Source organism: Izhakiella australiensis, assembly GCF_002006995.1.
In the GTDB taxonomy this organism is placed as follows: Bacteria; Pseudomonadota; Gammaproteobacteria; order Enterobacterales; family Enterobacteriaceae; genus Izhakiella; species Izhakiella australiensis.
Map to the genome: position 1 here is coordinate 210,925 of NZ_MRUL01000003.1, position 26,621 is coordinate 237,545.

Here is a 26,621-nt window from a genome sequence, read left to right on the forward strand (position 1 = left end):
GCACCTCTCCTGTGGTTTAGTCGCTGTCTTTCAGCGATTCAAGGTACTCCCAGCGCTCAAAGGCGGTTTCCAGCGCCCGTTCGGCTGCGGCCAGCTCATCCAGTACCGGCTGGGTAACGTCGTGAGACTGATTAAAGAAGGCGGGCTCGCTCACCTGCGACTGTAGCGCCGCCAGAGTCAGCTCCAGCGTTTCCAGCTGTTCCGGTAGCAGCTCAAGTTCACGTTGTAACTTGTAGCTTAGCTTACTGGCGCTTCGTTTTAGCGGTTCGCTCTTTGCCGTTTCGTTTTTACTGGTGGTCGCGGCAGGGGCTTTAACGGGCTGGCGCGCTTGTTTCCAGGCGGCGCGTTGCAGTTGAGCATCATGATAGCCACCAACAAAGGCGCCGATTTCGCCATTGCCCTCAAAAATCCAGCATTCCGTCACGGTATTATCAACAAACTGCCGGTCATGGCTAACCAGCAGCACCGTTCCCTGATAGCCCTCGATCAACTCCTCAAGCAGCTCCAGCGTCTCCACATCAAGATCGTTGGTCGGCTCATCGAGGATCAACAGGTTGCTGGGCTTAAGAAATAATTTTGCCAGTAAAAGACGGTTGCGCTCGCCGCCTGACAGCGCGCGTACCGGCGTCATTGCCCGCTTCGGATGGAAGAGGAAATCCTGCAAATAGCCCAGCACGTGTCGCGGCTTGCCGTTTACCATCACCTCCTGCTTACCTTCCGCCAGGTTATCCATAACCGTGCGCTCAGGATCGAGATCGGCCCGATGCTGATCGAAATAGGCAACTTCCAGCTTAGTACCGCAGTGTACCCGACCGCTGTCCGCGTTCAGCTGGCTGAGCATTAAACGCAATAACGTGGTTTTGCCGCAGCCATTGGGGCCAATCAGCGCGATCTTATCGCCACGCTGGACCTGAGCGGAAAACGCGTTCACCAGGGTCTTTTCCGCCGTGCTGTAATTGACCTGCTCCAGCTCAAAGACGATTTTACCGGAGCGACTGGCTTCACCCACCTGCATATTGGCTTTGCCCATCACTTCGCGACGTTCCGAACGTTCGCGCCGTAGCGCTTTCAGCGCCCGTACCCGGCCCTCATTGCGCGTGCGGCGGGCCTTAATGCCCTGACGGATCCACACTTCCTCCTGCGCCAGCTTGCGATCGAACTCCGCGTTTTGCATCTCTTCCACCCGCAGCGCTTCTTCTTTTCCGCTGAGGTAAAGATCATAATCTCCCGGCCAGGAAACCAGCTTGCCACGATCGAGATCGACGATGCGGGTCGCCATGTTGCGAATAAATGAGCGGTCGTGGGAGATGAAAACAATGCTGCCCTGAAAACCTTTAAGGAAGCCTTCCAGCCAGTCAATAGTTTCAATATCCAGGTGGTTCGTCGGCTCGTCGAGCAACAGCACCCGGGGATTGCTAACCAGCGCGCGCCCCAGGGCTGCCTTACGCAGCCAGCCGCCTGACAGCGAAGAGAGCGGCATATCCGGCTGCAAACCAATCTGCTGCAGCACATCGTTAATGCGGCTTTCCAGCTGCCAGAGATTCTGATGGTCGAGAATAGTTTGCAGACGCGCCATTTCATTGAGGTTCTTTTCACTGGCATCGTCCATCACCGCATGAGAAATCGCGTGATAGGCTTTAAGATATTCCGCCTGTTCTTCTACCCCTTCTGCGACAAAGTCATAAACTGAACCAACGATATCGCGCGGCGGATCCTGCTGCAGACGGGCAACGATCAGGTCGTTTTCATAGACCACGCGACCATCATCCAGCGGCTGTTCACGGTTGATAATCTTCATCAGCGTCGATTTACCGGCGCCGTTGCGGCCAACCAGACAAACCCGCTCGTTTTCTTCGATATGCAGCTCGGTATTATCCAACAGCGGCGCATCGCTGAATGACAGCCATGCGCCATGAATACTGATCAGTGACATTAAACTGTTTCCTTACCGGCGTGCTTAATCAGCCAGCAGTTGTGAATCTGACGGTTACGGACAAAATCCTGCGACTGGGTCTGTGCGGTGATTTCTTTGGCTTGCAGGCCAAGGGATTTCAGTCCGTCATGGTCCATTTTAAAGCCGCGTCGGTTGTTGGAAAACATAACGGTGCCGCCGGGGCGCAGCAGCCGCTTCAGATCGCCCATCAGCCGCAGGTGATCCCGCTGAACGTCAAAGCTATCTTCCATACGTTTTGAATTAGAGAACGTCGGCGGATCGATAAAGATAAGGTCGAACTGCTCGTCGGTTTCACTCATCCAGCCGAGACAGTCGGCCTGCATCAGCCGATGCTGACGCCCGGTCAGGCCATTGAGACGCAGGTTGCGTTCAGCCCATTCCAGATAGGTGCGTGACATATCCACCGTGGTAGTCGAGCGCGCGCCGCCCAGCCCGGCATGAACGCTGGCACTACCGGTATAAGCAAACAGATTAAGGAAGTCTTTGCCTTTACTCATTTCACCCAGCATGCGGCGGGCAATACGATGGTCGAGAAATAAGCCGGTATCCAGATAATCCGTCAGGTTAACCCACAGTCTGGCATCATATTCCCGTACTTCGAAGCTGTCGCCCTTCTCGCTCAGCTTCTGATACTGGCTTTTACCTTTCTGCTTCTCACGGGTTTTCAGCACCAGACGATTAGCCGGAATTTCCAGCACTGACAGCGTCGCTGAAATGGCGTCGAACAGTCGCTGGCGCGCGCGGGCCGCATCGATGGTTTTTGGCGCCGCATATTCCTGAATGACAACCCAGTCGGCATAGCGATCGACAGCCACGTTATACTCCGGCAGATCGGCATCGTATATCCGGTAGCAGTCGATCCCTTCCTGATTTGCCCATTTATCAATTTTTTTCAGGTTCTTACGCAGCCGGTTTGCATAATCTGCCGCGATTTCTGCTGACGTCGTCTCGCTGCTGCTGGCAGCCAGACGGTAATTTTTCTGTACGCAGTCCAGCGGGCCGTTTTTCGCTTTAAACTGCCGGTCGGCACGAAGCTGCAGGCAGCTGAGCAAATCGACGGAGGCGCTGAACAACGACAGCTGCCAGCCGCCGAAATGTTGTTTTAGCCGGCGCCCCAGCTGGCTGTGCAGCGCAATCAGCGCCGGTTCGCTTTCCAGTCGCTCACCGTAAGGGGGATTGCTGACCAGGGTTCCAGCCTCCCCCTGTGCCAGCGGATTGGTCAGGTTGATTGCATCCTGCTTTGCAAAGCTGACCAACTCGGCAACGCCGGCGCGACGCGCATTCGCTTTCGCCTGCTCCAGTACCCGGCCATCGTTATCGTAGCCAAAGAAGCGTGAAGGGGTTTCCTGCAAGCCCCGACGCGCACGCACCTGTGCCTCGCTGCAGACGCTTTTCCACAGCGCCTCATCAAACTGCGACCAGCCGCGGAATCCCCAGTGAGTGCGATGCAGCCCCGGGGCGCGATCGGTGGCCATCATTGCCGCCTCAATCAGCAAGGTGCCGGAGCCGCACATAGGATCGACCAGCGGCGTGCCGGGCCGCCACCCGGAGCGCAGTACAATTGCCGCCGCCAGATTTTCTTTCAGCGGCGCCTGTCCGGCCTGCTGGCGATAACCACGCTGATGCAATCCTTCTCCGCTCAGATCGAGCGCAATGCTGGCCGTATCTTTATTGAGCCAGACGTTCACGCGAATATCAGGGCGCTCGCGGTCAACGTCAGGTCGGGCGAGATTTTTACGCGTGAAGCTGTCAACGATGGCATCTTTGACTTTCAACGCCCCGTACTGGCTGTTGCGAATCACCTCATTGGTGCCGCTAAAATGCACCGCGAAGCTTTTATCGCCGGTGAACATGGCGGTCCAGTCAATGGCCTGGACGCCAAGATAAAGATCCAGATCGCTGTAAACGCCACATTCGGTCAGCGGCAGCAAAATGCGTGAAGCCAGTCGGCTCCACATCAGCGACTGATACATCAGACGATCGTCGCCCTGGTAATGCACGCCACCCTGGACGACCTGGCACTGTTCGGCGCCCAGCTGTTCCAGTTCAGTTTTTAACAGCTCTTCAAGACCGCGCGCCGTACTGGCAAACAGAGATTTCATCATGTCACTTATCGTCTTCTTAAAAATTGTTGCGCATTATAGCGAATGCGCGTCACATGTCATAAAGTTAGCTTTTTTTCGTTTCAACTGAAGCAAGGAACTTTAATGATTTCGCTTTCACGCCTGTTCATCCACCCGATTAAATCAATGCGCGGGCTGCAAGTTTCGCATGCCCAGGCGCTGGAGAGCGGACTGGCTTTCGATCGTACCTTTATGATTAGCGATGATAGCGGAACCTTCCTTACCGCCCGCCAGTTTCCACAAATGGTGCTGTTTACGCCGGCGCTGACCGCCGATGGGCTTTACCTTACCGCGCCGGACGATAGCAGCGTCGCCGTGCGTTTCCAGGACTTTCTGCCGCAGGCTGCGCCGACCGAAGTCTGGGGCCAACATTTTACCTCGCAGATTGCGCCGGAAGTGATCAATAACTGGCTTAGTCACTATTTTCCCCATCCGGTCCAGCTACGCTGGGTCGGCAGGCAAATGAGCCGCCGCGTCCAGCATTTTGAACAGGTACCGTTGGGCTTCGCCGACGGCTTTCCGTATCTGCTGATTAACGAATCGTCTTTTCGCGATCTGCAACAGCGGGCGCCAGCCGGGATAAAAATCGAACAGTTTCGCCCTAATCTGGTCGTCACTGGCGCGCAGGCGTGGGATGAAGACGACTGGCAAACTCTCCGCATCGGTGGCGTAACATTCGACGTCACCAAGCCCTGCAGCCGCTGCATTCTGACCACTGTCAGCACCGAGCGCGGCCGCAAACATCCGGACGGCGAACCACTCGCTACGCTGCAAAGCTTTCGTTCGGCGACGGACGGCAGCGGTGATATTGATTTCGGCCTTAATCTGGTCGCCCGCAACAGCGGCGTGCTACGCGCCGGCGATGAGATGCAGGTTTTAGCTCGTAAATCTCCGCGAGCCTACGGTGCCGGCAAGGTGGTTAAGTCAATACAGCCGGATAATGGCAAACCTCAGGACGTCGCGATTCATTACCAGGGTAAAACGGTAAAAGGAAACAATCAGCAGGTTTTACTGGAGCAGTTGGAAATGCATGGATTTCGTATCCCTTATTCCTGCCGGGCGGGGATTTGCGGCAGCTGTCGTATGACGCTGATATCCGGGGAAGTAAAGCCGATGAAGCAGAGTGCCGTTGCTGACGATGGCACGATTTTGTCGTGCAGTTGCATTCCCGCCGGGGATATTAGCCTGGCCTGAAAAGCGCCGCTTTGTCAGACGGCGCGGTCGTAACGTAAAGCGCCAGCTTGCGGAGAAGGCATCAGGCGGTCGTGCATAACCTTGATTGCATCTCCCAGTATCATGGTGCGTCCGGCGACCATGAGCTGCGGCTGCGCCAGCAAGCAGAGCGCGGCGTTTTCACCGTTTTCGACCACCAGCAGTTCAGCACGCTCGCCGTTTTCGCACAGAGTTACGGCAACGCGTTCGCCGGATTCAGGGCAGTGACCTTGCGACTGCGAAACAAAATGCCAGCTTTTCGGCATCAGCGGTTTCAGAAAGCGTAACGCCACCAGCGCATTTAATATCAGCTCGGCACGCTGATCGGCATTCAATCCACACTGACGGCATTTTTCTTCAAAATTGAAATACAATGCCGCGTCATCAACGCAAAAGCGGTTTTCGCTGAAAGCGTCCGGCGTGAGCATCTTACGTGGGAAACGTGAACGAAAAAGCATGCCATCAGCGAGATCGAGCATCATTCTGTCCTGCTCGTCATCGAAGAACCAACGCCAGTTATCGTCAGGTTTAATCCTCATAATATGCCCTATACCCTGAATTAAATAATTAGTTACAAATCTGCTGCCCGCTCGTCTTAAAATCGGTTGAGTTAAGCGATATTTGACACACAAAAAAGCCAGCGGCAATAAAATAACAATAAACAGGATAAAATATAAACGAGCCAGAGGCGAAAATAAAGCCCCTGACCACGTTATATGAGAATTACCTTAGAGGTAGTTCACAATTTGTTTTATCAACGGCGGCCCTTTGTAAATAAATCCAGAATATATTTGTACCAGCGAAGCCCCGGCAGCAATTTTTTCCCGGGCTGCCAGCAGCGAATCAATGCCGCCCACGCCAATAATAGGAAGTTTACCTTGTAGCTCTTCCGCCAGACGGCGAACCACCTCAGTAGAACGAAGCTGAACGGGACGGCCGCTTAGCCCCCCCGCTTCGTCCGCATATTTTAATCCCTGCACCAGGCTACGATCGAGCGTAGTATTTGTGGCAATCACGCCATCAATATTATGTCGGATCAGACTATCGGCTATTTGGATCAATTCCGCTTCGGAAAGATCCGGCGCGATCTTAACAACCACGGGTACATATTTATGGTGCTTAACTTCCAGTTCTTTTTGCTTATTCTTGATGGCGCTTAATAGATCATCCAACGCCTCACCATATTGAAGGGTGCGTAATCCAGGGGTATTTGGTGAAGAAATATTAATGGTAATGTAGCCCGCATACGGATAGATTTTATTTATACAGGTTAAATAATCATCCTTACCCTGCTCCACCGGCGTGTCTTTATTCTTGCCAATATTGATGCCCAGCACCCCGTCAAAGCGCGCTTTTTTTACGTTCTCAACCAGGTGATCAACACCCAGGTTGTTGAATCCCATGCGATTTATAATGCCTTCCGCTTCCAGCAGACGAAACATCCTTGGCTTATCGTTGCCCGCCTGCGGGCGTGGCGTGACGGTGCCTATTTCAATAAAACCAAACCCCATCGCGGCAAACGCATCAATACATTCACCGTTTTTATCCAATCCGGCCGCCAGGCCCAGCGGATTTTTAAAGGTGAGTCCCATGCACTTCACGGATCGCCCGCTAAGTGACTGGCGGATCAATCCCTCAAACGGTGTGCCGCTAATCAATCGCAATTGCTTAAAGGTAAATTCATGGGCGCGTTCCGGATCGAGCCGGAACAAAGCCTGTCGAACAAGGGGGTAGACCATGTACTCTCCTGAGTTCCCGATGCAAGTCGGGGCGTGATTATCCGCTATACAGGGCCGAAAATAAAATGTCCTTCAGCAAAGAATCACCTGAAAGAAAAAGGGCGCCCTCAGGCGCCCGATTGATGAAATGCCGTCAGGCATTCAACGCGCGGGTGATCTTCTCATACAGATCCCCCGAAAGCTTATCAAGCCCCTGTAGCGTCTCAAGCGCCTGACGCATTAAGGCCTGACGCTCGCTGTCATAGCGTTTAAGGCGAATTAACGGTTCGATCATGCGCGCCGCAACCTGCGGGTTGCGGGTATTGAGATCGGTCAGGATCTCAACCAGCAACTGATAACCACTGCCGTCGCGGGCATGGAATGCCGCCGGGTTCGCTGAGGCAAACGCCCCGATCAGCGAACGAATGCGGTTAGGGTTGCTCAGGGAAAAGGAGCGATGTTTCAACAATGCCCGAACCTGTTCCTGCACGCCGGCAGCCGGACTGGTGGCCTGAAGCACAAACCATTTATCCATCACCAGGCCATCCTGATGCCAGCGATCGTCGAAGGCGGTCATCAACGCCTCTTTGCAAGGCAGCTGCGCCGCTACCGCCGCCGCCAGCGCCGCCAGCGCGTCGGTCATATTATTTGCCTGTTGATACTGCCGGCGCACCAGCGCATCGGCCTGAGCGGGCTCGCCCAAGGCCAGGTAGCTCAGGCAGACATTTTTCAGCGCGCGTTTACCAATATCAGCATGCTCAACGCGGTACTCATCCTGCTGATTTGCGTTGTACACCGCCAGCAATTCATCCGCCAGCTCAGACGCCAGCGTTTGCTGCAGCGCATGGCGCACGGCAGCAATTGCCAGCGGATCGATAGTGCTGAACAGCTCGGCGATTTCGTTCTCTCCCGGCAGCGTCAGAATCAATGCCATCAACGCAGGATCGCCACGCTCATCCAACAGAACCGCGCGGAAAGCATCGGCCACGTGCAGCGGCAGTGAAAGCGGCTGCTGCTGCTGATAGCGCGCAACGTTGAGTTTGATATAGGTTGCCAGCAGGCTTTGCGCTGCGTCCCAGCGGGAAAAATCATTGCGGGAATGGCGCATCAGGAAGGTCAGCTGCGCATCGCTCCATTTATAGTCCAGCTTAACCGGCGCGGAAAACTCGCGCAGTAGCGCGGGGACCGGTTGGAAATAAACCTTGTCGAATACGAAGCTCTGAAATTCTTCGGTAATGTTCAGCACATGATGCACCGGATGGCCATTGTGCTGCAGCGGAATAACGTTGCCCTCGTTATCGTACAGTTCGATATCCAGCGGGATATGCAGCGGCAGCTTCTCTTTCTGATCGGCCGTCGGCGGCGTCATTTGCTGCACGTGCAGCGTATACTGCTCCAGTTCCGGATTATAGTCGTCGCGCACCGTCAGCAGCGGCGTACCTGACTGGCTGTACCAACGGCGGAATTGCGAAAGATCGACATTGGAAGCGTCTTCCATCGCCTGGACAAAGTCATCGCAGGTCGCAGCGCTACCGTCATGACGTTCGAAATAGAGCGCCATCCCTTTCTGGAAGTTCTCTTCACCCAACAGCGTGTGCATCATGCGAATAACTTCCGATCCTTTCTCATATACGGTCAGGGTGTAGAAGTTATTCATTTCAATCACCTGATCCGGACGGATCGGGTGGGCCATCGGGCTGGCATCTTCAGCGAACTGGGCACCGCGCATCACACGCACGTTATCAATGCGGTTAACCGCGCGCGATCCCAGATCGGAACTGAACTCCTGATCGCGAAATACCGTCAGCCCCTCTTTCAGGCTCAGCTGAAACCAGTCACGGCAGGTTACCCGGTTGCCGGTCCAGTTATGGAAATATTCGTGGCCGATGACCGCTTCAATACCAAGATAGTCTTTGTCGGTCGCCGTCTCGGCCTTGGCCAGTACGTACTTCGAGTTAAAGACGTTAAGGCCTTTGTTTTCCATCGCGCCCATATTGAAGAAGTCGACGGCGACGATCATGAAAATGTCGAGGTCATATTCGAGATTAAAGCGCTGCTCATCCCATTTCATGCTGTTTTTCAGCGAGGTCATCGCCCAGTCGGCGCGATCGAGGTTGCCGCGATCAACAAAAATTTCCAGCGCGACATCGCGGCCTGAACGCGTGCGGAAACTATCGCGCAGCACGTCGAAATCCCCCGCCACCAGCGCAAACAGATAGCAAGGTTTAGGAAAGGGGTCCTGCCATTTAACCCAGTGCCGTCCCTGATCCAGCTCGCCGCCATCAATGCGGTTACCGTTGGATAACAGATAGGGATAGCGGGCCTTGTCGGCATAGATGGTGGTGGTAAACCGCGCCAGCACGTCCGGGCGATCGGGATAAAAAGTGATATGACGAAAACCTTCCGCTTCGCACTGCGTACACAGGGCCTCGCCCGACTGGTAGAGTCCCTCCAGCGCGGTGTTGTTATCCGGCTGAATAGTGTTGACGATTTTAAGCGTGAAATTCTCCGCCAGACCGCTAATTAACAGCCCACCTTCTACCAGCTGATAATTGCTCCACGGCTGACCGTCAACTTCAATTGCCACCAGCGTTAAGTCCTCGCCATCCAGCCTTAGCGGCGCCCCGTCTTCACCAAGGCGCTTAACCTGGCTGATTGCCGTCACCTGCGTGCGGGCGGGGGCTAAATCAAAGGTCAAATCGATATCGGTGATGGTATAATCAGGCGCTCGGTAATCGTGACGATGTTTGGCTTGCGGCAGTTGAGTCATAAGGCTTTCTCTTTGCGTTATATAAGTCAGTCCAGGTAAGTCTATTCTGCTTGCCGCCAGCTTGCTATGGCTGAATCGATTTCCAGGCAGCAAATCGCAGTTATTGATACAATTACATAACAATGGCACAGAATGATCTCGACCCGCGCAACGCTTTTTGTTGTGATCAGATTCACTCTTTAAAGAAACGGGTTATACTTCGCCGTCTTTTACTTAAAACCAGGGACAACGCTCTTCGCCAGAGGATGCTGAAACGCAACCATGACACGACACGCTTCCCCTATACTCCTGAGTCTGCTGGACACTGATGCCTATAAGTTACATATGCAGCAGGCGGTTTTCCATCGTTACCAGTCGGTAACGGTGACGGCGGAGTTTCGCTGCCGCGGCGACGATCTACTCGGCTTTTATGCTGACGAGATTTCAGCCAACATTGAAAACATGCGTAGCCTGGCACTCAGCGATCGGGAATATAGCTGGCTGTCTTCGCTGCCGTTTTTCCGCCAGGACTATCTCGACTGGCTGCGCACCTTCCGCTATGACCCAACGCAGGTCAAAGTGCGTAATCATCAGGGCAAGCTCGATATTCGTATTAGCGGTCCCTGGCTGGAAGTGATTCTGTGGGAAGTGCCATTGCTGGCCCTGATCAGTGAAGTGGTCCATCGTCACCGTTCACCCGCGGTTTCAGCCGGACAGGCCGTCGAGCGCCTGCAGGAAAAGCTTGGCGACTTTAAGCAGCAAACCCTCGGCATGGATATGAGCCGTTTCAAACTGATGGATTTCGGCACGCGCCGTCGTTTCTCCCGCGAAGTGCAGCTGGCAATCGTCAGTACGTTAAAAGCGGATTTTCCCTGGCTGGTCGGCACCAGCAACTACGATCTCGCTCGTCAGCTGCAGCTGGCGCCGGTTGGCACCCAGGCCCATGAATGGTTCCAGGCACATCAGCAAATCAGTCCGGTGCTGGCCAACAGTCAGCGTGCTGCGCTGGAAGCCTGGCTGGCGGAGTATCCCGATCAGCTCGGCATCGCGCTCACCGACTGCATCACCATGGACGCCTTTCTGCGCGACTTCGGCTTGGAATATGCCAGTCAGTATCAGGGTCTGCGCCACGACTCTGGCGATCCGGTTGAATGGGGCGAAAAAGCCATCGTTCACTATCAGAAGCTGGGAATCGATCCGCAAACTAAGACGCTGGTATTTTCCGATAATCTCGATCTGGACAAAGCCCTGGATCTTTATCGCCACTTTGGGCAGCGCGCTAACGTTATTTTCGGTATCGGCACCCGGCTGACCTGTGATATTCCGCTGGTGAAGCCGCTGAACATTGTGATTAAACTGGTCGAGTGCAACGGTAAGCCGGTGGCTAAACTTTCAGACAGCCCGGGCAAAACGATCTGCCACGATAAAGCCTTCGTGCGCGCACTGCATAAAGCGTTCAATTTACCGCTGGTAAAAAAAGCCAGCTGATCCCAGGCACCCTGACCTAGGGTGCCTTTGCTCTTCCCCGCCGCCTGATATAATTCTCTGCCTGACAGCGTCAAATCTGCTTGTGTCCTGACAGTCGTCAAGTAACATAGCAATACCCTGAAATACAGGGTCTATTTTATAACTGACCTAATAGTGAGAAAACTTATGAGCGTAGTGCCTGTAGCGGATGTACTGCAGGGTCGCATTGCGGTTGACAGTGAAGTCACCGTACGCGGCTGGGTACGTACCCGAAGAGATTCAAAAGCCGGTATTTCTTTTGTCGCTGTCTATGACGGCTCCTGCTTTAATCCCATTCAGGCGGTCATAAATAATTCTCTGAATAATTACCAGGATGACGTGCTGCGCCTGACGACCGGCTGTTCAGTAACGATTAGCGGTAAAGTGGTGGAGTCGCCGGGGGAAGGACAAAGCTATGAGCTGCAGGCGACAAACGTCGCGGTAACGGGCTGGGTGGAAGACCCGGATACCTACCCGATGGCGGCCAAACGTCATAGCATTGAGTACCTGCGCGAAGTGGCGCATTTACGTCCGCGTACCAATCTGATCGGAGCGGTAGCCCGCGTACGTCATACCCTGGCGCAGGCGCTGCATCGCTTCTTTGATGAGCAGGGTTATTTCTGGGTTTCAACGCCGCTTATCACCGCATCCGATACCGAAGGGGCTGGCGAGATGTTTCGCGTTTCAACCCTGGATTTGGAAAATTTACCGCGCACGCCGCAGGGTAAAATTGATTTTGCCGAGGATTTTTTCGGTAAGGAAGCCTTCCTTACCGTATCGGGTCAGCTCAATGCCGAAACCTACGCCTGTGCCCTGTCAAAAGTGTATACCTTCGGCCCGACCTTCCGGGCGGAAAACTCAAACACCAGCCGTCACCTTGCTGAGTTCTGGATGCTCGAACCTGAGATTGCTTTTGCCGATCTGAACGATGCGGCGGCGCTGGCTGAAGCGATGCTGAAATACGTCTTTAACGCCGTACTGACAGAGCGCGCCGATGATATGACCTTCTTCGCCGAGCGCGTTGATAAAGAAGCCGTCACCCGACTACAGCGTTTTGTTACTACCGATTTCGCCCAGGTGGATTACACCGATGCCGTAACGATTCTGGAAAATTGCGGCGAGAAATTTGAAAACCCGGTCTATTGGGGCGTGGATTTGGCGTCGGAGCACGAACGCTATCTGGCGGAGAAACATTTCAAAGCGCCGGTGGTGGTAAAAAACTATCCGAAAGACATCAAAGCCTTCTATATGCGCCTTAATGACGATGGTAAAACCGTCGCAGCAATGGACGTACTGGCCCCGGGGATTGGCGAAATTATTGGCGGTTCGCAGCGTGAAGAGCGTCTTGATGCTCTGGACCGGCGGCTGGCAGAAATGGGGCTTAATAAAGAAGATTATTGGTGGTATAGAGATTTGCGCCGTTACGGCACCGTCCCGCATGCTGGCTTTGGATTAGGTTTCGAACGTTTAATTGCCTATGTCACAGGTATACAAAATGTAAGAGACGTTATCCCGTTCCCACGCACGCCTCGCAGCGCCAGTTTCTAATTTTCTGCATTAAATATAAGAAATTCATATATATAAAGAGGTCACCCCCGGTGACCTCTTTTTATTTTTGTAAATTTTGAGTTGTCTCACAAAGTTCCATAAAAATTACATTTTGATACATATTTTTTCCTTTTGTAACTATGATGCGAGATTTGTAGCATTTTCGCGCTAGATAATCGTGGCGGTGAATGGAAAGATGCGTGCAGACACAGGAAGACACCAAACTCTCTTCATAGTTCTTATATCGTTTTGTAAAGAAATTATGCTGGCAGTGGCAGGTGTCCAAATAACTCCAACGAGGGTAATAACTAATGATGAAGCGCAACATTCTTGCAGTGGTGATCCCAGCACTGTTAGCTGCTGGTGCGGCCAACGCAGCAGAAGTATATAACAAAGACGGCAACAAGCTGGATCTGTACGGCAAAGCAGTTGGTCTCCACTACTTCTCTAAAAATGATGGCAAAAATGCTTACGCTGGCAACGGCGACCAGAGCTACGGCCGTCTGGGCTTCAAAGGTCAGACTCAGATTAACGACCAGCTGACCGGTTACGGCCAGTGGGAATACCAGTTCAACTTCAACAATTCAGAAGGTTCTGACGCACAGGACGGCAACAAAACCCGTCTGGGCTTCGCCGGTCTGAAATTCGGTGACTTCGGTTCAATCGACTACGGTCGTAACTACGGCGTTGTTTACGATGCGCTGGGCTGGACCGATATGCTGCCAGAGTTCGGTGGTGATACCGCTTACACCGATACCGGCGTAACCGGCGGCCGTACTACCGGCGTCGTGACCTACCGTAACACCAACTTCTTCGGCCTGGTTAAAGGCTGGGATTTCGCACTGCAATATCAGGGCAAAAATGACCGTACAGACGTACGTCGTGCTAACGGCGACGGCTGGGGTGCATCAACGTCTTATACCTCTGACATCGGTCTGGGTATCGTAGGTGCCTACGGTCAGAACAACCGTACTGCCGCTCAGGCTGCCGGCGGTACGCTGACCACTAAAGATGCTCAGGGCAACACTATCAGCACCGGTACTGGTGATGTTGGTCGCGGTTCTAAAGCTGAGCGTTGGGCAACTGCGGTTAAATATGATGCCAACAACGTTTACCTGTCTGCAATGTACAGCGAAGGCCGTAACGCAGTTCCGATCGGCGTCCCTGGCGGCACCGACGCGTTTGGCGATACCCTGTCTACCTCTGGCTATGCGAAAAAATCTCAGACCATCGAGTTTGTTGCTCAGTACCAGTTTGACTTCGGCCTGCGTCCGTCAATCGGCTACGTTCAGACCAAAGGCAAAGACATCAACGGCGTTGGCGATGCTGACATCGTTAAATACTACGAAGTGGGCGCAACTTACTACTTCAACAAAAACATGTCCACCTATGTTGACTACATCATCAACCAGATTGATAAAGACAACAAACTGGGTCTCGGATATGACGATACTGTAGCGGTAGGCCTGGTTTACCAGTTCTAATCCGACTCCCCTGCTGACGCGTTTAACAGCAGAAAAAAACGGGGCCTTTTGGCCCCGTTTTTTATTGGCTAAACATGAAATTATATTTGCATCAATCCGCCCCGCAGTTTTTCATCTAAACGGTTGGAATTTATATTCTCTGGCGTTAACCTGAGGTTGCTTCTGGAATTGAACTTCGCTACGGATAAACACTCATGTTTGAAAACATTGCTGCCGCACCCGCCGACCCGATCCTTGGTCTTGCCGATCTTTTCCGCGCCGACGAGCGCCCGAATAAAATTAATCTTGGTATTGGCGTTTATAAAGATGAAACTGGCCTGACGCCGGTTCTCACCAGCGTAAAAAAAGCCGAACAGTACCTGCTGGAAAATGAAACCAGCAAAAATTACCTCAGCATTGACGGTCTGCCTGAATTTGCCCGCTGCACGCAGGCGCTGCTGTTTGGCGCTGACAATCAAATCATCAGCGCAAAACGCGCGCGCACCGCGCAGACGCCGGGCGGAACCGGCGCGCTACGCGTTGCGGCTGACTTCCTCGCGGCGCAAACCGGCGTGAAGCGCGTCTGGGTCAGCAACCCCAGCTGGCCTAACCATAAAAACGTGTTTGAATCTGCCGGCCTGCAGGTTTGTGAATACCAGTATTATGACGCCGATAATCACCGTCTTGATTTCGCCGGTATGCTGAGCAGCCTGCAGCAGGCGCAAGCGGGCGACGTGGTTTTATTCCACGGATGTTGTCACAACCCGACCGGCATCGACCCGACGGTTGAGCAGTGGGCGCAGCTGGCAGAGCTGTCGAAGTCTAAAGGTTGGCTGCCGCTGTTCGACTTTGCCTACCAGGGTTTTGCCAACGGTCTGGAAGAAGACGCTGCAGGCCTGCGCCTGTTTGCCGAACGCCACGCTGAACTGCTGGTAGCCAGCTCCTATTCAAAGAACTTTGGTTTGTATAATGAGCGCGTTGGCGCCATGACGCTGGTAGCTAAAGACGCCGCGACGGCTGACACCGCCTTCAGCCAGGTTAAATATACCATTCGCGCCAACTACTCCAACCCCCCTGCCCACGGCGCGGCGGTGGTAGCGACGATTCTCAGCAATCAGGCGCTGCGCAGTATCTGGGAACAAGAGCTGACAGATATGCGCCAACGTATTCAGCGTATGCGCCAGCTGTTCGTCAATACGCTACAGGAGAAAGGGGCTGGCCGGGATTTCAGCTTTATTATTCAACAAAACGGCATGTTTTCATTCAGTGGGCTGACAAAAGATCAGGTCATCCGCCTGCGTGAAGAATTTGCTGTTTACGCGGTCAATTCAGGGCGCGTTAACGTAGCGGGTATGACCCCGGATAATATGGCGCCGCTGTGTGAAGCAATCGTCGCCGTACTCTGAGGCACCACGATAGCACCCAATGGTGAAAGGCAACGCAGGTTGCCTTTTTTATTGGCTATTTATTGCAGGAAAGGGTTGCTGATACGCTCATGACCAAGGGTTGAGTCCGGCCCGTGTCCAGGCAGGAAAACCACGTCATCGCCAAGCGGTAGCAGTTTGGTCATAATCGCGTTGATCAGATCGCCATGGCTACCCTGTGGAAAGTCAGTTCGGCCCACGCCGCCGCGAAAAATAACGTCGCCGGAAATTAACAGCCGCTGCTGGCGATTAAAAAAGACAATATGGCCGGGCGTATGACCAGGGCAATGCAGTACTTCCAGCGTGCTCTCGCCAATCGTCACCTTATCGCCCTCTGCCAGCCAGCGGTCAGGCGTAAGCGCAGCGCAGTGCGCCAGACCAAACATCTGGCTCTGGGTCGGCAATGCCTGCAGCCAGAAGCTATCACTGATATCCGGACCGATAACCGGAACCGAATAACGGGCAGCAAGCACGGCGGCCGCGCCAACGTGATCGAGATGCCCATGGGTCAGCAAAATTTGTTTTACTACTACGCCCTGCTCGCTAACCACAGCCTGAATGGCCTCTGCGTCACCACCGGGATCAACAATAGCCGCTTCTTTGGTATGTGAACACCAAAGCAAGGTGCAGTTCTGGGCGAAAGCCGTGACGGGGATAATCCGATACTCCATAACACTCCCGGAATGAATAATGGCCTGTCATCGCAGCTGATAGCAAAGCCGCAGGCGATAACGCAACAGGCCGTTGTAGCGCCTGGTACTATCCTAACATCGTCAGCGCCGGAGCACAGAGGGAAAATTCGCAGCAGGTTGATTGAAAAGGAAAAGTAAAGCGGCCCCCGGAACGACGACCGCATCAGTCATTATGCCCAGTGCCGCACCGGTCCTGTATCAATATGGACAAAGTTGCTGCGCGGGTAGTAGCCGACGCCCCCCATCTTTAACGACATTGCCGCCTTGCGAACGTGGCTTAACGAAATACCTTCGATATGAAAATCCATCGCCTGGCCTTTGGTGTGATAGCTATGCTTAGCCACGCCTTCGCCGCTGCCACGCAGCATATTATTCGTTGCCAGCGTGCGATAGCCGGAAATCAGCTGCACGGGCTTACGGGTGTTGAGCATTACCTGCAGGCGGTACAGATGGTCAAAAAGAGAGGGATCGATTGATTTTATCTTTCCGGCCCGGTAGTCGCGGAAAAAATGGTTTAGCCGACTCAACTCATCTTTATTGTAGCTTTTACCGTTGAAAAACTCTGTTTTCAGCGTCTCGCCAGTATGAAGATTATTTAATGTAAGAATACGGGGACGAGCGGTAGAAAGTGAAGCGAAAGCCTGGCCCGGAAGCAATGAGCAGCCCAGGACAGCGCCCCCCATCACCAACAGTTTACGACGGTGCGGATCGAAATTAGCCATGGATCATAATTACTCGACAAAAGGTATAAAAGAGTGCCTAACAAGGCAACAGCACGCACCTTACCTGTCTAAAAATTCGCCGTCAACCCAGTAAAACGTGACCCGCGCCACCGTTTATACAATCGGGTAAGGCGCGGGTCGTAAACATTTCTTATGCATTATGCGTTAATAAATTGATTACTGAAGGGTTACATCAGCAATTTCTCCGCCCGCTGCAGCACCTGCACCCCTGAACGCACGGTAAGGTCATAATTGTAAATATCTGTACGGAACTGCGGCTTGCCATCATCAGCGACCCAGGCCGTCAAATAATAAAGATTAACCGGTATACGGCGGCGCACCGGCACATAGCGGGTATCCCCCTCTTTCAGAGTGCTGGAAATGCGCGCGTCATTCCAGCCTGCATCCTGCAGCAGCAGGTTTGCCAGTTCGGAGGCCTTATTTACCCGCACGCAGCCAGAGCTGAGCGCGCGAATATCCTTCTGGAAAAGATTATGGTTCGGCGTGTCATGCAGATAAATAGCATCGGAGCTTGGCATATTGAACTTATAGCGCCCCAGCGAATTCATCGCCCCCGGCGCCTGGCGAATGCGATAGGGAAAGGTCGCTGGCGATACCATGCTCCAGTCAATCATCGTCGGATCGATAATCTGCGCGTCGCTGCTCCAGCCGGAAAGCAGCTGATAATTGTGCTTCCAGAGATAGGCCGGATCGATTTTAACTTTTGGCACAATATCTTCACGCACCAGGGTGGTCGGTACGTTCCATGGCGGATTAAGTACTACGTTATTCAGCGCGCTGCGCATCAGTGGTGTTTTGCGATCCGGACGGCCAACAATGACCCGCGAGGCCAGAATCTGACTGCCGTTGTTGTAATAAATCAGCGAAAAGTTGGGGATGTTAACCATAATCCCATTGTGCATATCGTCCGGCAGCAAACGCAGACGCTGAATATTAAGCGCCAGCAACGCAGCGCGCATCTGCGGCGTAACGTTCAGCCATTCACGCGTACGTACGCCGATTGCGCCGTCACTTTCCAGCCCCTGCCAGCGCTGGAAACGTTTAACCGCTTCCACTAAATCCTCAGAATAAACGTCTGAAGATATCGCTGAAGTCGCCGCAGGTTGCACTGAGCCGACCGGATGCGGCGACTGGCTTGCCAGCTCATCAACCGGCGCCGCTGACGGGCTTACCGCCACCGGTTGGCTCTCGCTAATCGGAACCGGCGCGGTAGGGACGGCATCATCGCTGGGTTTTGGCGGCGTGGTTTTTGCCGAAATCATGCCCGAACGCTGCAAAATATCACGCAGGGCCGGCACGTCATTACTCATCTGCCCCGGACGCAGCGTGACTTTATCATTCAGCTGCGGCCAGGGAACATTGTCGGCCAGCAGCGCTTTCAGCGCCTCATGCATTGGCTGATACTGTGGATGCTGAGGCACCAATGCCAGCACAAAGCGATCCAGGTTCCCCTGAGTCACTGCCTGCTGCCACTGGTTGATCACCGCAACCGGCGGCAGCTCCATTTTGTAAGGCACCGTACTGTAAAGCCACTGCTCTCCCTTTGCCGGCACCTCGCTGGTAAATTGCAGATAGCCCAGCATGGCATCAGACAACACAATATCTCGCGCCATGCCGGTAATATTCGGGTCGGTCAGCTGGCGCACCCACTGGGTGAACTGGGGCTGAACGCCAGAAATCGCCACCTCGGCCAGCTGCTGCTGAAACTGCTGAACCGCCGCGCGATCCTGCCACATCGGCTGCATATGGTGATTATGATACAGCCCTGCCAGAGCCGTAAGAAAATGTGGTTTGACGCCAGCAGGCAGGTCGGCCTGCAGCTGGCTAATCGCTGAAGCCGTGGTGCCAGAAACCCCTGAGGGCAGCGGCATTTGCACGGCATATGCCGGAACAAGCGATGTCAGGCTGAGGATCATGCAACTACCCGCAGCCACTTTTTTCAGTGAAAACTTCCGCGCCAGTGACATTCCTTGCCCCCTGTTTAATGTAAAGCTTCCGGCAACGCATCCGTTCCGGATAGCCGTTAGTCTTTGTTATAAGTATACAAACAGTAAACGGCAATTGCCTCCGCAGCAAATGCCGTTTGCAAAGCAATATCTTTTTCTGGACGACGTCCGGTTGCGCTTATTCGCCCTCAGCTTGACGCGCACCTTCAGGCGCGCTATTTGCCGCGTTGTCCGGTTCCGCGGAAAAACCGCGCAGGCCGACAACGTGTACGTGTTCGCTATTATTAATCACCTTACGCACCAGCTTATAGGTCGTGCCTTTCTCCGGGCTGATATTTTCCGGTGCAGCAATAATCAGCTGCATATCCAGACGCGCGCACAGTTCAAACAGCGTATTGATAGAGCGACCGTCAAGGCGGGCAGCTTCATCGAGGAACAGCAGGCGACACGGTAGAATATCTTTACCCCGCAGGCGTCGCGACTCTTCTTCCCAGCTCTGCACTACCATGACAAGGATCGACATCCCGGTGCCGATCGCCTCGCCGGTTGACAGGGCGCCGCTTTCCGCACGCAACCAGCCGTCTGAGCCGCGGTTGACCTCAACTTCCATTTCCAGATAATTACGGTAATCCAGCAGCTCCTCGCCAATGGTCTGCGGCGTACGCTGGCCCATATCAATCTGCGGGTTCAGGCGCTGATAGAGCTTCGCCAGCGCTTCTGAAAAGGTCAGCCGATGGCTGGTAAACAGATCCTGATGCTGCTCATGCTGCTCCGATAGCACGTCCAACAGCATGGCGTGACTTTCCCGCACGTTGACGTTCAGACGCACGCTATTAACCTGACCAAAGCTGACGCTTTGCAGTCCCTGGTTTAGCTGGCGAATGCGCGCCTGCTCGCGCTGAATAGTTTTACGAATAATATTTGCCACGCTGCGCGAGCTGATTGCCAGCATCTGCTCGCGAGCGGTCAGCTCTTCGGTCAGGCGATTGAGCTCGATCTCCATTTGTTCAATGGCTTCAACCGGATCGTCGGTGCGAATAATATCCTGACGGATACGCTCGCGCAGATGCTGGTAAACCGAGATAAAAAATTCGATTTTCCGCTCAGGGCGTTTGGGGTCCTCAGACAGGCGCAGCACATCGCGCAGGTGCTCATTGTCCGCTACCGCCAGACGCAGTGCCCCTAACGCCTTATCCGACATTGAGCGCAGCTCGTCGCCGCTGAGATAAGCCAGCTCGCGCTTGTGTAAGCGACGCTCGACGCCGTTCTCTTTCACCAGACGCATCACCGCGCACCAGCCGGCCTTGGCGCTGACAACCTGCTCACGCGCTGCCAGATATTCACGCTCCACGCGTTTTACTTTCTTCTGCAAGGCGTCCATTTCCGCTTCGCAAAACGTCAGCTGTTTTTCCAGCTGGTTGCGGCGCGCACGGTTATTGCTCAAGGCGCTGTAGAGCTCATCACGGCGCATGCGGGCGCGCTCTTCGGCGCTGGCATCGGCATGCACGCCGATATCACGCATCTCCTGCTGCAGCTCTTTCAGCATATCCTGCTTGGCATCCCACGAACTTTTCAGCGACGCTAATAGCTGTGAATATTGCGCCAGCTGCTGCTGCTGCTGACGCAACACGTCGCGGGCGCTGGCCCGGTCGCTTTCAGCCTGTTCCAGACGACGGCGCAGCTGCTCGTTCAGATCGTTATTGCCGTCCGACATCGCGGCGGCATCCTGATAGCTGAAGTGTGAACGGCGCTGAACGACTTCTGTAAGCGCAAAAGCTTGCTGACGCGCTTCGCGCTGCACCTCCAGTGCCTGCTGATAATCCTGCTGCAGCTGATCGTGCTGCTGCGGATCGTTTTGCAACACAGCAACTATCGGCTCCAGCTTCGTCAGGCTGGCGCCGTGCTGCTGGATATAGCGCGCGGCTTCCTGCGCCTCATCCAGCCGTTCAAGAATCTCGTCGTAGCGATCCTGCAAGGTTTCATCCCGCAGCAGGCCAATACGCGGCAGAATGCGGTTCAGCCAGCCGATAGCATCTTTGGCCTGGTCGAACTGCTGACGCTGCTGCTGGTTTTCATTTTCATGCTGGCTGAGCGCGCGCTCCAGTTCGTTACGCCGGCCGTTAAGCTGGCGAATTTGCGCTTCCGGATCCGGCTCAAAGGCAACGCTAATGTGGCCGCCGATAAAGCGGCTGAAAGACTGGTGCAAACGCTGCGTTTTCTGCACGTCAAAAGAGAGCGTGGCGAAACGCTCGTTAAGGGTATCGCGCTCGGCGCGCAGCAGTTCCAGCTGATTTTCCCGTGCGGCACGGCCAAACAGCGGTATTTTAGGAAAGCGCGAATAACGCCACTGACGTTCCGCAATTTTGACAACAACGGCGCCATCCAGCTCTTCAACGCTGAATACGCTGTCATCAAAAGATTGCGGATCCCCTTCGATCAGATAGAGATCTTCCGGGCAGTCTTCGAGGTTATCCAGCTGCTCGCGAATTAACGACAAATCCGCTACGACGATAGCATGACGCGATGGGCCGTAGAGTGCGGAAAAGTAAGGTGCATCATCGATGGTGACATCGTCATAAATTTCCGACAGCAAAACGCCGCCGAAACGCTCCGCCAGTGCATTGAGCCGGCCATCTTCCGCGCCGCCAGGCTGGCTTAAACGTTCAATCTGCTGCTCAATATCGCGTCGGCGGCTGGCAACCTCATCGCGCTCAACGGTGAGCTCGCGCTCGCGCTCCAGCAGATGCTGCATAAACTCGGTCACCTGCTGGCTACGCGTCAGCGCCTGCCCACTCTGCTCGCTAAGCTGCGTCAGCAGCTCCTGAGCCGCCAGCCACTGCGGCGCCCGGCTACTTAACTGCTGTATCTGCGCCCGCAGCTGCTCCAGCTCCTGACGCATTGACATACGGCGCTCGCCAGCCTCCGCCACGCTCTCGCCCAGCTGCCCGGTTAACGCTTCCAGCTCATGCTGCAGGTTTTCCAGCTCATCAATATCGTATTGCTGCCCCTGACGCTTACAGAACTCATTAAACAGGCGCTCGGCATCCTGCTGCTCGCGCAGGCGCTGCTCCAGTTCGGACAGGCGCGCGCGCAGGCCGGTTAGCTGTTCGCTATGATGGCGCAGATTCGCCGCATCGCGCAGCAGCTCACGCCCGGTCTGCCAGGCATCGCTTCTGCTCACCGGGCCGGCAATTTTACAGACCAGCTCAAAAGCCTGTTCAAACTGGCCGTGAGCGGCATCGGCAACGCTGAGTTTTTGTTCAAGCATCAGCAGCTTATTGGTCGCTTCGCGTTCGCGCTGCTGGAAATTATCATGCCAGTCAACGGCATTTTCTACAGTCAGGTCAGGTAGCTGGCACAGGGCGCGCGCGCGTTCCAGCGCCTGCAGCGCCTGCTGATACTGAATAGCTCGCGTCTGCTGGACGTCCAGCGCCTGCTGGTAATCCGCCAGCTGACTTTTCAGCTCGTCGACTTCCAGCTCCGCCGCTTCGGCCTGCGTTTCGTTCTCTTCATGAATTTCACGCGCTTCGACGACCACCTCGTTCTGCTCTTCCAGACGCATGGCGAGCTCTTCGATATCCGACTCATAGCGGACGATTTTTTCCTGCTGGCGTACCGCGGTCTGTACCAGGTTCAGATGGTCGCTGGCAGCCTGATATTCGCCTTCCAGATCGCCCTCAGAAGCCGCATGCTCTGCGAGCTCGCGCGCCATCTCAACGTGGCGGTACTGCTCATTGCCAAGCTGCCGGCGGGTTGCGGACAGATCCTGACGCAGCTGCAGGGCGCCATCGAGGTGCGAACGGCGTTCGTTAGCATGACGCATATAATCTGCCGCCACGTAGCTGGTGGCTTCGGAGATTAAATGCTTGAACAGATCGCGGTCCGACTGGGTTACGCGGATGGCCTCCAGCGTCATGCGGTTTTCACGCAGCGCGGCTTCCATGTCCTGGAACGCCTTGCGCACCCCGCCGTTTTCCGGCAGCAGATAATCGCGCAGCGAGCGGGTAATGGCGCTGGAAATACCGCCATACAGCGAGGCTTCGATCAGACGATAATATTTGCTGCGGTCAGCAGCGGAGCGCATGCGACGAGCCACGACGCCGATATCAAACATCAGCGCATGGTAGTCGGTGATCGAATTGTACTGGCGGAACTGCACGCTTTCGCTGGTTTCAAACTTATCTTTCAGCTCGGTAAGCGGCAGCACCCGCGCCTGGCGGGCATTAACGGTTTCGGTCAGCAGCTCGGTCGGATGAATATTTGCCGGCAAGCCCTGGATGCTGAAAGGCTTAATATCGACTTTACGATCGCGCCCGGCGACCTGCTGCAAACGGACCCCAACCAGTATCCGCTGCCCCTGCGAGTTCAGCACGTCAAGGGCCGCGTAACAAACCCCCGGACGCAGCTTACCGTGCAGTCCCTTATCGCGAGAGCCGGAAGTGGCCCCTGCTTCGGTGGTGTTACGGAAATGCAGCAGCGTCAGATCGGGAATAAGCGCAGTAATAAATGCCGCCATGGTGGTCGATTTACCCGCGCCGTTACCGCCGGAAAGCGTGGTGACCAGATCGTCCAGATCGAAGGTTCGGGCAAAGAAACCGTTCCAGTTGATCAGCGTCAGGGAGAGAAACTTACCGCGTTCAATCATTCCTGTTCATCCTCCGCGTTATCCTGAGACGCCGCTATGGCATGTTCGTCTTCGTCATTCTCATCGTTCAACGCCAGGCCGCCTTCCAGCGACATCGCTTCGCCATCGCGGATCATCCGCAGCTGAGCTTCACGCGCATCGTCGCCGCTGCGCACGTCAGCACCAAAACGAAACACCGACTCGGTGATGCGAAATTTACTGTTGTCATTGCCGGTAAACCACACCATACCGAGACGACGCAGGCGGTTAAGAGATGCCCGCATTTTCTCCTGAAGCTTCTGACGGTCAAGATCGGAGCCGGTCGAACGCTGGTTTACCAGCTTCAGCAGCTTGCTTTCATCGGCGAGGCTCAGCAGCTCGTCATACAGTTCCTGCTGGGTGAAAATGCCTTCATTCGCCAGCCGCTCAGGGCTGAGATAGAGATAGCAAAGGATCTTACCTACCATCATGTCCAGTTCGGAAAGTACCGAACGCGGGATGAGCGTCGTCGAGCGCGGGCGCAAATAGAAAAAACCTTCCGGCGCGCGGATCAGCTCAACGTTATAGCGGGCGTAAAATTCTTCGAGGTATTCCTGATAATCCATCAGAAACGCATGGTTATCTAATTCTTCAATGCCGACGTGACGGCCGGAACGCAGCTGGCTGTCTAACGCCGGGAAAATCGGATTTGCCAGTGCCTGGGCCAGCTTAACTGGCATCACTTGTTCAATATTTATCGATGACATGCGCCTGCACCTTGGCTCCGTAATCATTAATGGCCTGCCACCTTGCGGGCAGACCGGAAAAATCGGCTTCGGCCACGCCTAAACGTACGGCCTGATCGACGACGATCCGCGCCACGTCAAAATGACGCGCCCGCGGATACTGCGCCAGATAGTCACGCATTACCGCGCCGAGGTTGAGCGGCTTCTGCTGCTGTTTGTACACCTGCAGCGCCTCTTCAATCATCGCCGTCAGCTGCTCGCGGATGGCGTTAAATTCTTCATATTCAAGTTCAGAAGGTAGCTCGCCCATCACCTCTTCATTGCGCAGCGTCAGCTCTTCGTCACGCATATCAAACAGGCGATCGGCGTTTGCATAGGTCAGCGCCCAGGGCGCATCAAAATAGCCTTGCAGAGACTGACGCAGCCGCTGAGCGAATACGCGATTTTTATCCATATCGATTGCGGTACGGATAAACTTGTGTACGTGGCGGTCATAGCCAATCCACAAATCGATCGCCTGCTGCCCCCAGCTGATAATGCGGTCAAGCTTGCTTTGCAAATCGAAGATCAGGCGGTCGATAAACACCAGGTCCGGGCTGTGGGTTATCGCATCCTGAATGCGCAGCAGGTTTGCCTGCAGCTTATCGCCGGCCGCCTCCAGAGTATCCTGCAGTTCGCGCAGCGTTCCCGAGGTCTCAGACAGCAGATGCTCACAGCTGGAAATCGCCGCCTGCCAGTCCTGATTCAGCAGTTGGGCAATATCATCCTTCACCGACTGCTGCTGTTCATCCATCACCCGCTGCGAGAGATCGATGCTATCGAAGATTTCCGCCACGGAATATTTCAGCGGGGCAAAAACGTGCCGGTGCCAGTGGAATTCATCACCGTCTTCGTCGGCGGCATCGGCGGCGCGTTTTAGCTCGCCGGCAACGATTGACAGCTGCATGGAGAGGCGCAGCGTCGAGAATTCGCGCTGTCTGATGTAATAGTCGGTGATGCCAATTGCCAGCGGCGTCAGGCGATAGATGGCATTGCCTTCGTTAATTTCGCTGGTAAAGCGATTAAGCAAACGCTGACGCACCATATCGTTGATGGCGTTATTGGCCCGGGTGTTTATCGTCTCGGTGGTCTGATCGAAACCTTCGCTGACGTGGCGAAAGGCATCCACCAGATCGCCCTCACCCATTTCGCTATCCAGCCGCTCACCGTTTAACGTCGCGATAGCCAGCAGAAAGGTCAGACGTTCGGTAGGCAAAGAGACGGAAAAATCATTCTTTCGCGCCCAGGCGACCAGCTCCGGTACGGTCTGGGAAAAATCACTCATAGTTCGTCCTTCTGCACAGGCTTACGCGCGGCGACGTGTATATAACGGCCCAGGCTTAAAAAAGGCTCCTGATGGCAGTAATGCGATTCCAGCGCCAGCAGCTCATCAAATCGTTCAGTCTGCAGATGTTTATCCCGCATATAATCATGAAAAACGCGAATACCGGTCTTTTCGCCAACCTCGAAGCCGCACTCCGCCAGCCAGCGATAAACCTCTTGCGGCTCGCGCGGATAATCCGGCGAAAGGCTGCGCTTTTTCCGTTTAGGCATGTTTGCCTGCAGGTAAGCGAAGTTACCTAAAACCAGGTTACGCATCCGCAGGCCGTTAATATTGTAAAACATCAGCGATAATACACCGCCGGGTTTCAGACAGTTAAATAATGCTTGCAGCACGCCCTGAGGATCGGCAACCCATTCAAGCACCGCGTGAAACAATACCAGATCCACCGGCGTATCCAAATGCTGAGCGACGTTCTGGGCGGCAATTTGTTTGAATTGCATGTTGTCGCTCACACCTTGCTGCCCGGCCAGCAGCCGCGCACGCGCTAACATCTGCTGTGAAAGATCGCACAGCAGGACCTTATGCCCGCGTTCAGCCATCGCGCAGCCGGTCTGCCCCTCTCCGCCGCCGGCATCCAGTACCTGCAGCGGCGCTGCCGGCAAGCCGGCTAAGATGCGATCCAGTTCCTGCCAGAGGATCGCCTGGCGCACCCGGCCTTTAGTGGTGCCGTAAATATTTTGCGAAAATTTTTCAGCAATGTCGTCAAAATTACGATCCTGCATGGCTGCGCTCCGGGCGTGATTTACCGCTCTATTTTGTCATACACTGGCTGAGAATGAACCTTTCCATCATCCCTTAGCTATTAGATGG

Annotated in this window: 17 protein-coding genes; 5 read left to right on the plus strand and 12 right to left on the minus strand. The window is 54.5% G+C overall.

The window, feature by feature from the left end:
- Positions 1-16 precede the first annotated feature (16 nt).
- Positions 17-1,933, minus strand: coding sequence for an ABC transporter ATP-binding protein (locus BTJ39_RS07105; RefSeq protein WP_078001968.1), 1,917 nt, complete (start codon positions 1,931-1,933; stop codon positions 17-19).
- Positions 1,933-4,056, minus strand: a complete 2,124-nt coding sequence (rlmKL, locus tag BTJ39_RS07110) for a bifunctional 23S rRNA (guanine(2069)-N(7))-methyltransferase RlmK/23S rRNA (guanine(2445)-N(2))-methyltransferase RlmL (protein WP_078002116.1) — start codon at positions 4,054-4,056, stop codon at positions 1,933-1,935. Before rlmKL ends, BTJ39_RS07105 begins: the two co-directional genes overlap by 1 nt.
- A gap of 105 nt (positions 4,057-4,161) precedes the next feature.
- Here rlmKL and BTJ39_RS07115 point away from each other — a divergent pair, with 105 nt between their 5' ends.
- A complete protein-coding gene (locus BTJ39_RS07115; protein ID WP_078001969.1) occupies positions 4,162-5,271 on the plus strand; it encodes a YcbX family protein in 1,110 nt (369 codons plus the stop codon).
- Positions 5,272-5,285: 14 nt separating this feature from the next.
- Here BTJ39_RS07115 and BTJ39_RS07120 read toward each other — a convergent pair whose 3' ends face one another.
- The 3 genes from BTJ39_RS07120 to pepN form a co-directional block, all read right to left on the minus strand.
- A complete protein-coding gene (locus BTJ39_RS07120; RefSeq protein ID WP_078001970.1) occupies positions 5,286-5,828 on the minus strand; it encodes a cell division protein ZapC in 543 nt (180 codons plus the stop codon).
- A gap of 189 nt (positions 5,829-6,017) precedes the next feature.
- On the minus strand, positions 6,018-7,028 hold the full coding sequence (gene pyrD / locus BTJ39_RS07125) for a quinone-dependent dihydroorotate dehydrogenase (protein ID WP_078001971.1): 1,011 nt from the start codon (positions 7,026-7,028) through the stop codon (positions 6,018-6,020).
- Between the two features lie 133 nt (positions 7,029-7,161).
- The gene (pepN, locus tag BTJ39_RS07130) at positions 7,162-9,777 is read right to left on the minus strand and encodes an aminopeptidase N (RefSeq protein WP_078001972.1); all 2,616 of its coding nucleotides are present in this window, start codon (positions 9,775-9,777) and stop codon (positions 7,162-7,164) included.
- Between the two features lie 261 nt (positions 9,778-10,038).
- Between pepN and pncB the strand changes: the two genes are divergently transcribed.
- From pncB to BTJ39_RS07150, 4 genes are all read left to right on the plus strand, one after another.
- Positions 10,039-11,244 (plus strand): nicotinate phosphoribosyltransferase, encoded by a 1,206-nt coding sequence (pncB, locus tag BTJ39_RS07135; RefSeq protein WP_078001973.1) that lies wholly within the window; start codon positions 10,039-10,041, stop codon positions 11,242-11,244.
- Between the two features lie 165 nt (positions 11,245-11,409).
- Positions 11,410-12,810, plus strand: a complete 1,401-nt coding sequence (gene asnS / locus BTJ39_RS07140; protein WP_078001974.1) for an asparagine--tRNA ligase — start codon at positions 11,410-11,412, stop codon at positions 12,808-12,810.
- Positions 12,811-13,121: 311 nt separating this feature from the next.
- On the plus strand, positions 13,122-14,294 hold the full coding sequence (gene ompF, locus BTJ39_RS07145) for a porin OmpF (protein WP_078001975.1): 1,173 nt from the start codon (positions 13,122-13,124) through the stop codon (positions 14,292-14,294).
- 194 nt (positions 14,295-14,488) lie between these two features.
- Positions 14,489-15,679 carry an amino acid aminotransferase gene (locus BTJ39_RS07150; protein WP_078001976.1) on the plus strand — a complete coding sequence of 397 codons (1,191 nt, stop codon included), beginning with the start codon at positions 14,489-14,491 and terminating at the stop codon, positions 15,677-15,679.
- Between the two features lie 59 nt (positions 15,680-15,738).
- Here BTJ39_RS07150 and BTJ39_RS07155 read toward each other — a convergent pair whose 3' ends face one another.
- The 7 genes from BTJ39_RS07155 to cmoM all read right to left on the minus strand — a co-directional run bounded on the left by BTJ39_RS07155 (position 15,739) and on the right by cmoM (position 26,533).
- A complete protein-coding gene (locus BTJ39_RS07155) occupies positions 15,739-16,368 on the minus strand; it encodes an MBL fold metallo-hydrolase (RefSeq protein WP_078001977.1) in 630 nt (209 codons plus the stop codon).
- Between the two features lie 191 nt (positions 16,369-16,559).
- Entirely contained in the window at positions 16,560-17,111 is a 552-nt protein-coding gene (mepK, locus tag BTJ39_RS07160) for a peptidoglycan L,D-endopeptidase MepK (RefSeq protein ID WP_078001978.1), read from the minus strand.
- A gap of 188 nt (positions 17,112-17,299) precedes the next feature.
- Entirely contained in the window at positions 17,300-19,003 is a 1,704-nt protein-coding gene (gene ldtD, locus BTJ39_RS07165) for a L,D-transpeptidase (protein WP_479684389.1), read from the minus strand.
- A 253-nt stretch (positions 19,004-19,256) separates the two neighbouring features.
- Positions 19,257-23,723 carry a chromosome partition protein MukB gene (gene mukB / locus BTJ39_RS07170; RefSeq protein ID WP_078001980.1) on the minus strand — a complete coding sequence of 1,489 codons (4,467 nt, stop codon included), beginning with the start codon at positions 23,721-23,723 and terminating at the stop codon, positions 19,257-19,259.
- The gene (gene mukE, locus BTJ39_RS07175) at positions 23,720-24,448 is read right to left on the minus strand and encodes a chromosome partition protein MukE (RefSeq protein WP_078001981.1); all 729 of its coding nucleotides are present in this window, start codon (positions 24,446-24,448) and stop codon (positions 23,720-23,722) included. The genes mukB and mukE overlap by 4 nt, the downstream gene beginning before the upstream one ends.
- Positions 24,429-25,751: a chromosome partition protein MukF gene (gene mukF / locus BTJ39_RS07180; protein ID WP_078001982.1), complete on the minus strand. Its 1,323-nt coding sequence runs from the start codon at positions 25,749-25,751 to the stop codon at positions 24,429-24,431. The genes mukE and mukF overlap by 20 nt, the downstream gene beginning before the upstream one ends.
- Positions 25,748-26,533 (minus strand): tRNA uridine 5-oxyacetic acid(34) methyltransferase CmoM, encoded by a 786-nt coding sequence (gene cmoM, locus BTJ39_RS07185; protein ID WP_078001983.1) that lies wholly within the window; start codon positions 26,531-26,533, stop codon positions 25,748-25,750. Before cmoM ends, mukF begins: the two co-directional genes overlap by 4 nt.
- Positions 26,534-26,621: the final 88 nt, after the last annotated feature.

Coding starts and splice junctions, on each gene's coding strand:
- BTJ39_RS07105 (WP_078001968.1), bottom strand. CDS start 1,933: ATGTCACTGATCAGTATTCATGGCGCATGGCTGTCATTCAGCGATGCG.
- rlmKL (WP_078002116.1), bottom strand. CDS start 4,056: ATGAAATCTCTGTTTGCCAGTACGGCGCGCGGTCTTGAAGAGCTGTTA.
- BTJ39_RS07115 (WP_078001969.1), top strand. CDS start 4,162: ATGATTTCGCTTTCACGCCTGTTCATCCACCCGATTAAATCAATGCGC.
- BTJ39_RS07120 (WP_078001970.1), bottom strand. CDS start 5,828: ATGAGGATTAAACCTGACGATAACTGGCGTTGGTTCTTCGATGACGAG.
- pyrD (WP_078001971.1), bottom strand. CDS start 7,028: ATGGTCTACCCCCTTGTTCGACAGGCTTTGTTCCGGCTCGATCCGGAA.
- pepN (WP_078001972.1), bottom strand. CDS start 9,777: ATGACTCAACTGCCGCAAGCCAAACATCGTCACGATTACCGAGCGCCT.
- pncB (WP_078001973.1), top strand. CDS start 10,039: ATGACACGACACGCTTCCCCTATACTCCTGAGTCTGCTGGACACTGAT.
- asnS (WP_078001974.1), top strand. CDS start 11,410: ATGAGCGTAGTGCCTGTAGCGGATGTACTGCAGGGTCGCATTGCGGTT.
- ompF (WP_078001975.1), top strand. CDS start 13,122: ATGATGAAGCGCAACATTCTTGCAGTGGTGATCCCAGCACTGTTAGCT.
- BTJ39_RS07150 (WP_078001976.1), top strand. CDS start 14,489: ATGTTTGAAAACATTGCTGCCGCACCCGCCGACCCGATCCTTGGTCTT.
- BTJ39_RS07155 (WP_078001977.1), bottom strand. CDS start 16,368: ATGGAGTATCGGATTATCCCCGTCACGGCTTTCGCCCAGAACTGCACC.
- mepK (WP_078001978.1), bottom strand. CDS start 17,111: ATGGCTAATTTCGATCCGCACCGTCGTAAACTGTTGGTGATGGGGGGC.
- ldtD (WP_479684389.1), bottom strand. CDS start 19,003: ATGCCGCTGCCCTCAGGGGTTTCTGGCACCACGGCTTCAGCGATTAGC.
- mukB (WP_078001980.1), bottom strand. CDS start 23,723: ATGATTGAACGCGGTAAGTTTCTCTCCCTGACGCTGATCAACTGGAAC.
- mukE (WP_078001981.1), bottom strand. CDS start 24,448: ATGTCATCGATAAATATTGAACAAGTGATGCCAGTTAAGCTGGCCCAG.
- mukF (WP_078001982.1), bottom strand. CDS start 25,751: ATGAGTGATTTTTCCCAGACCGTACCGGAGCTGGTCGCCTGGGCGCGA.
- cmoM (WP_078001983.1), bottom strand. CDS start 26,533: ATGCAGGATCGTAATTTTGACGACATTGCTGAAAAATTTTCGCAAAAT.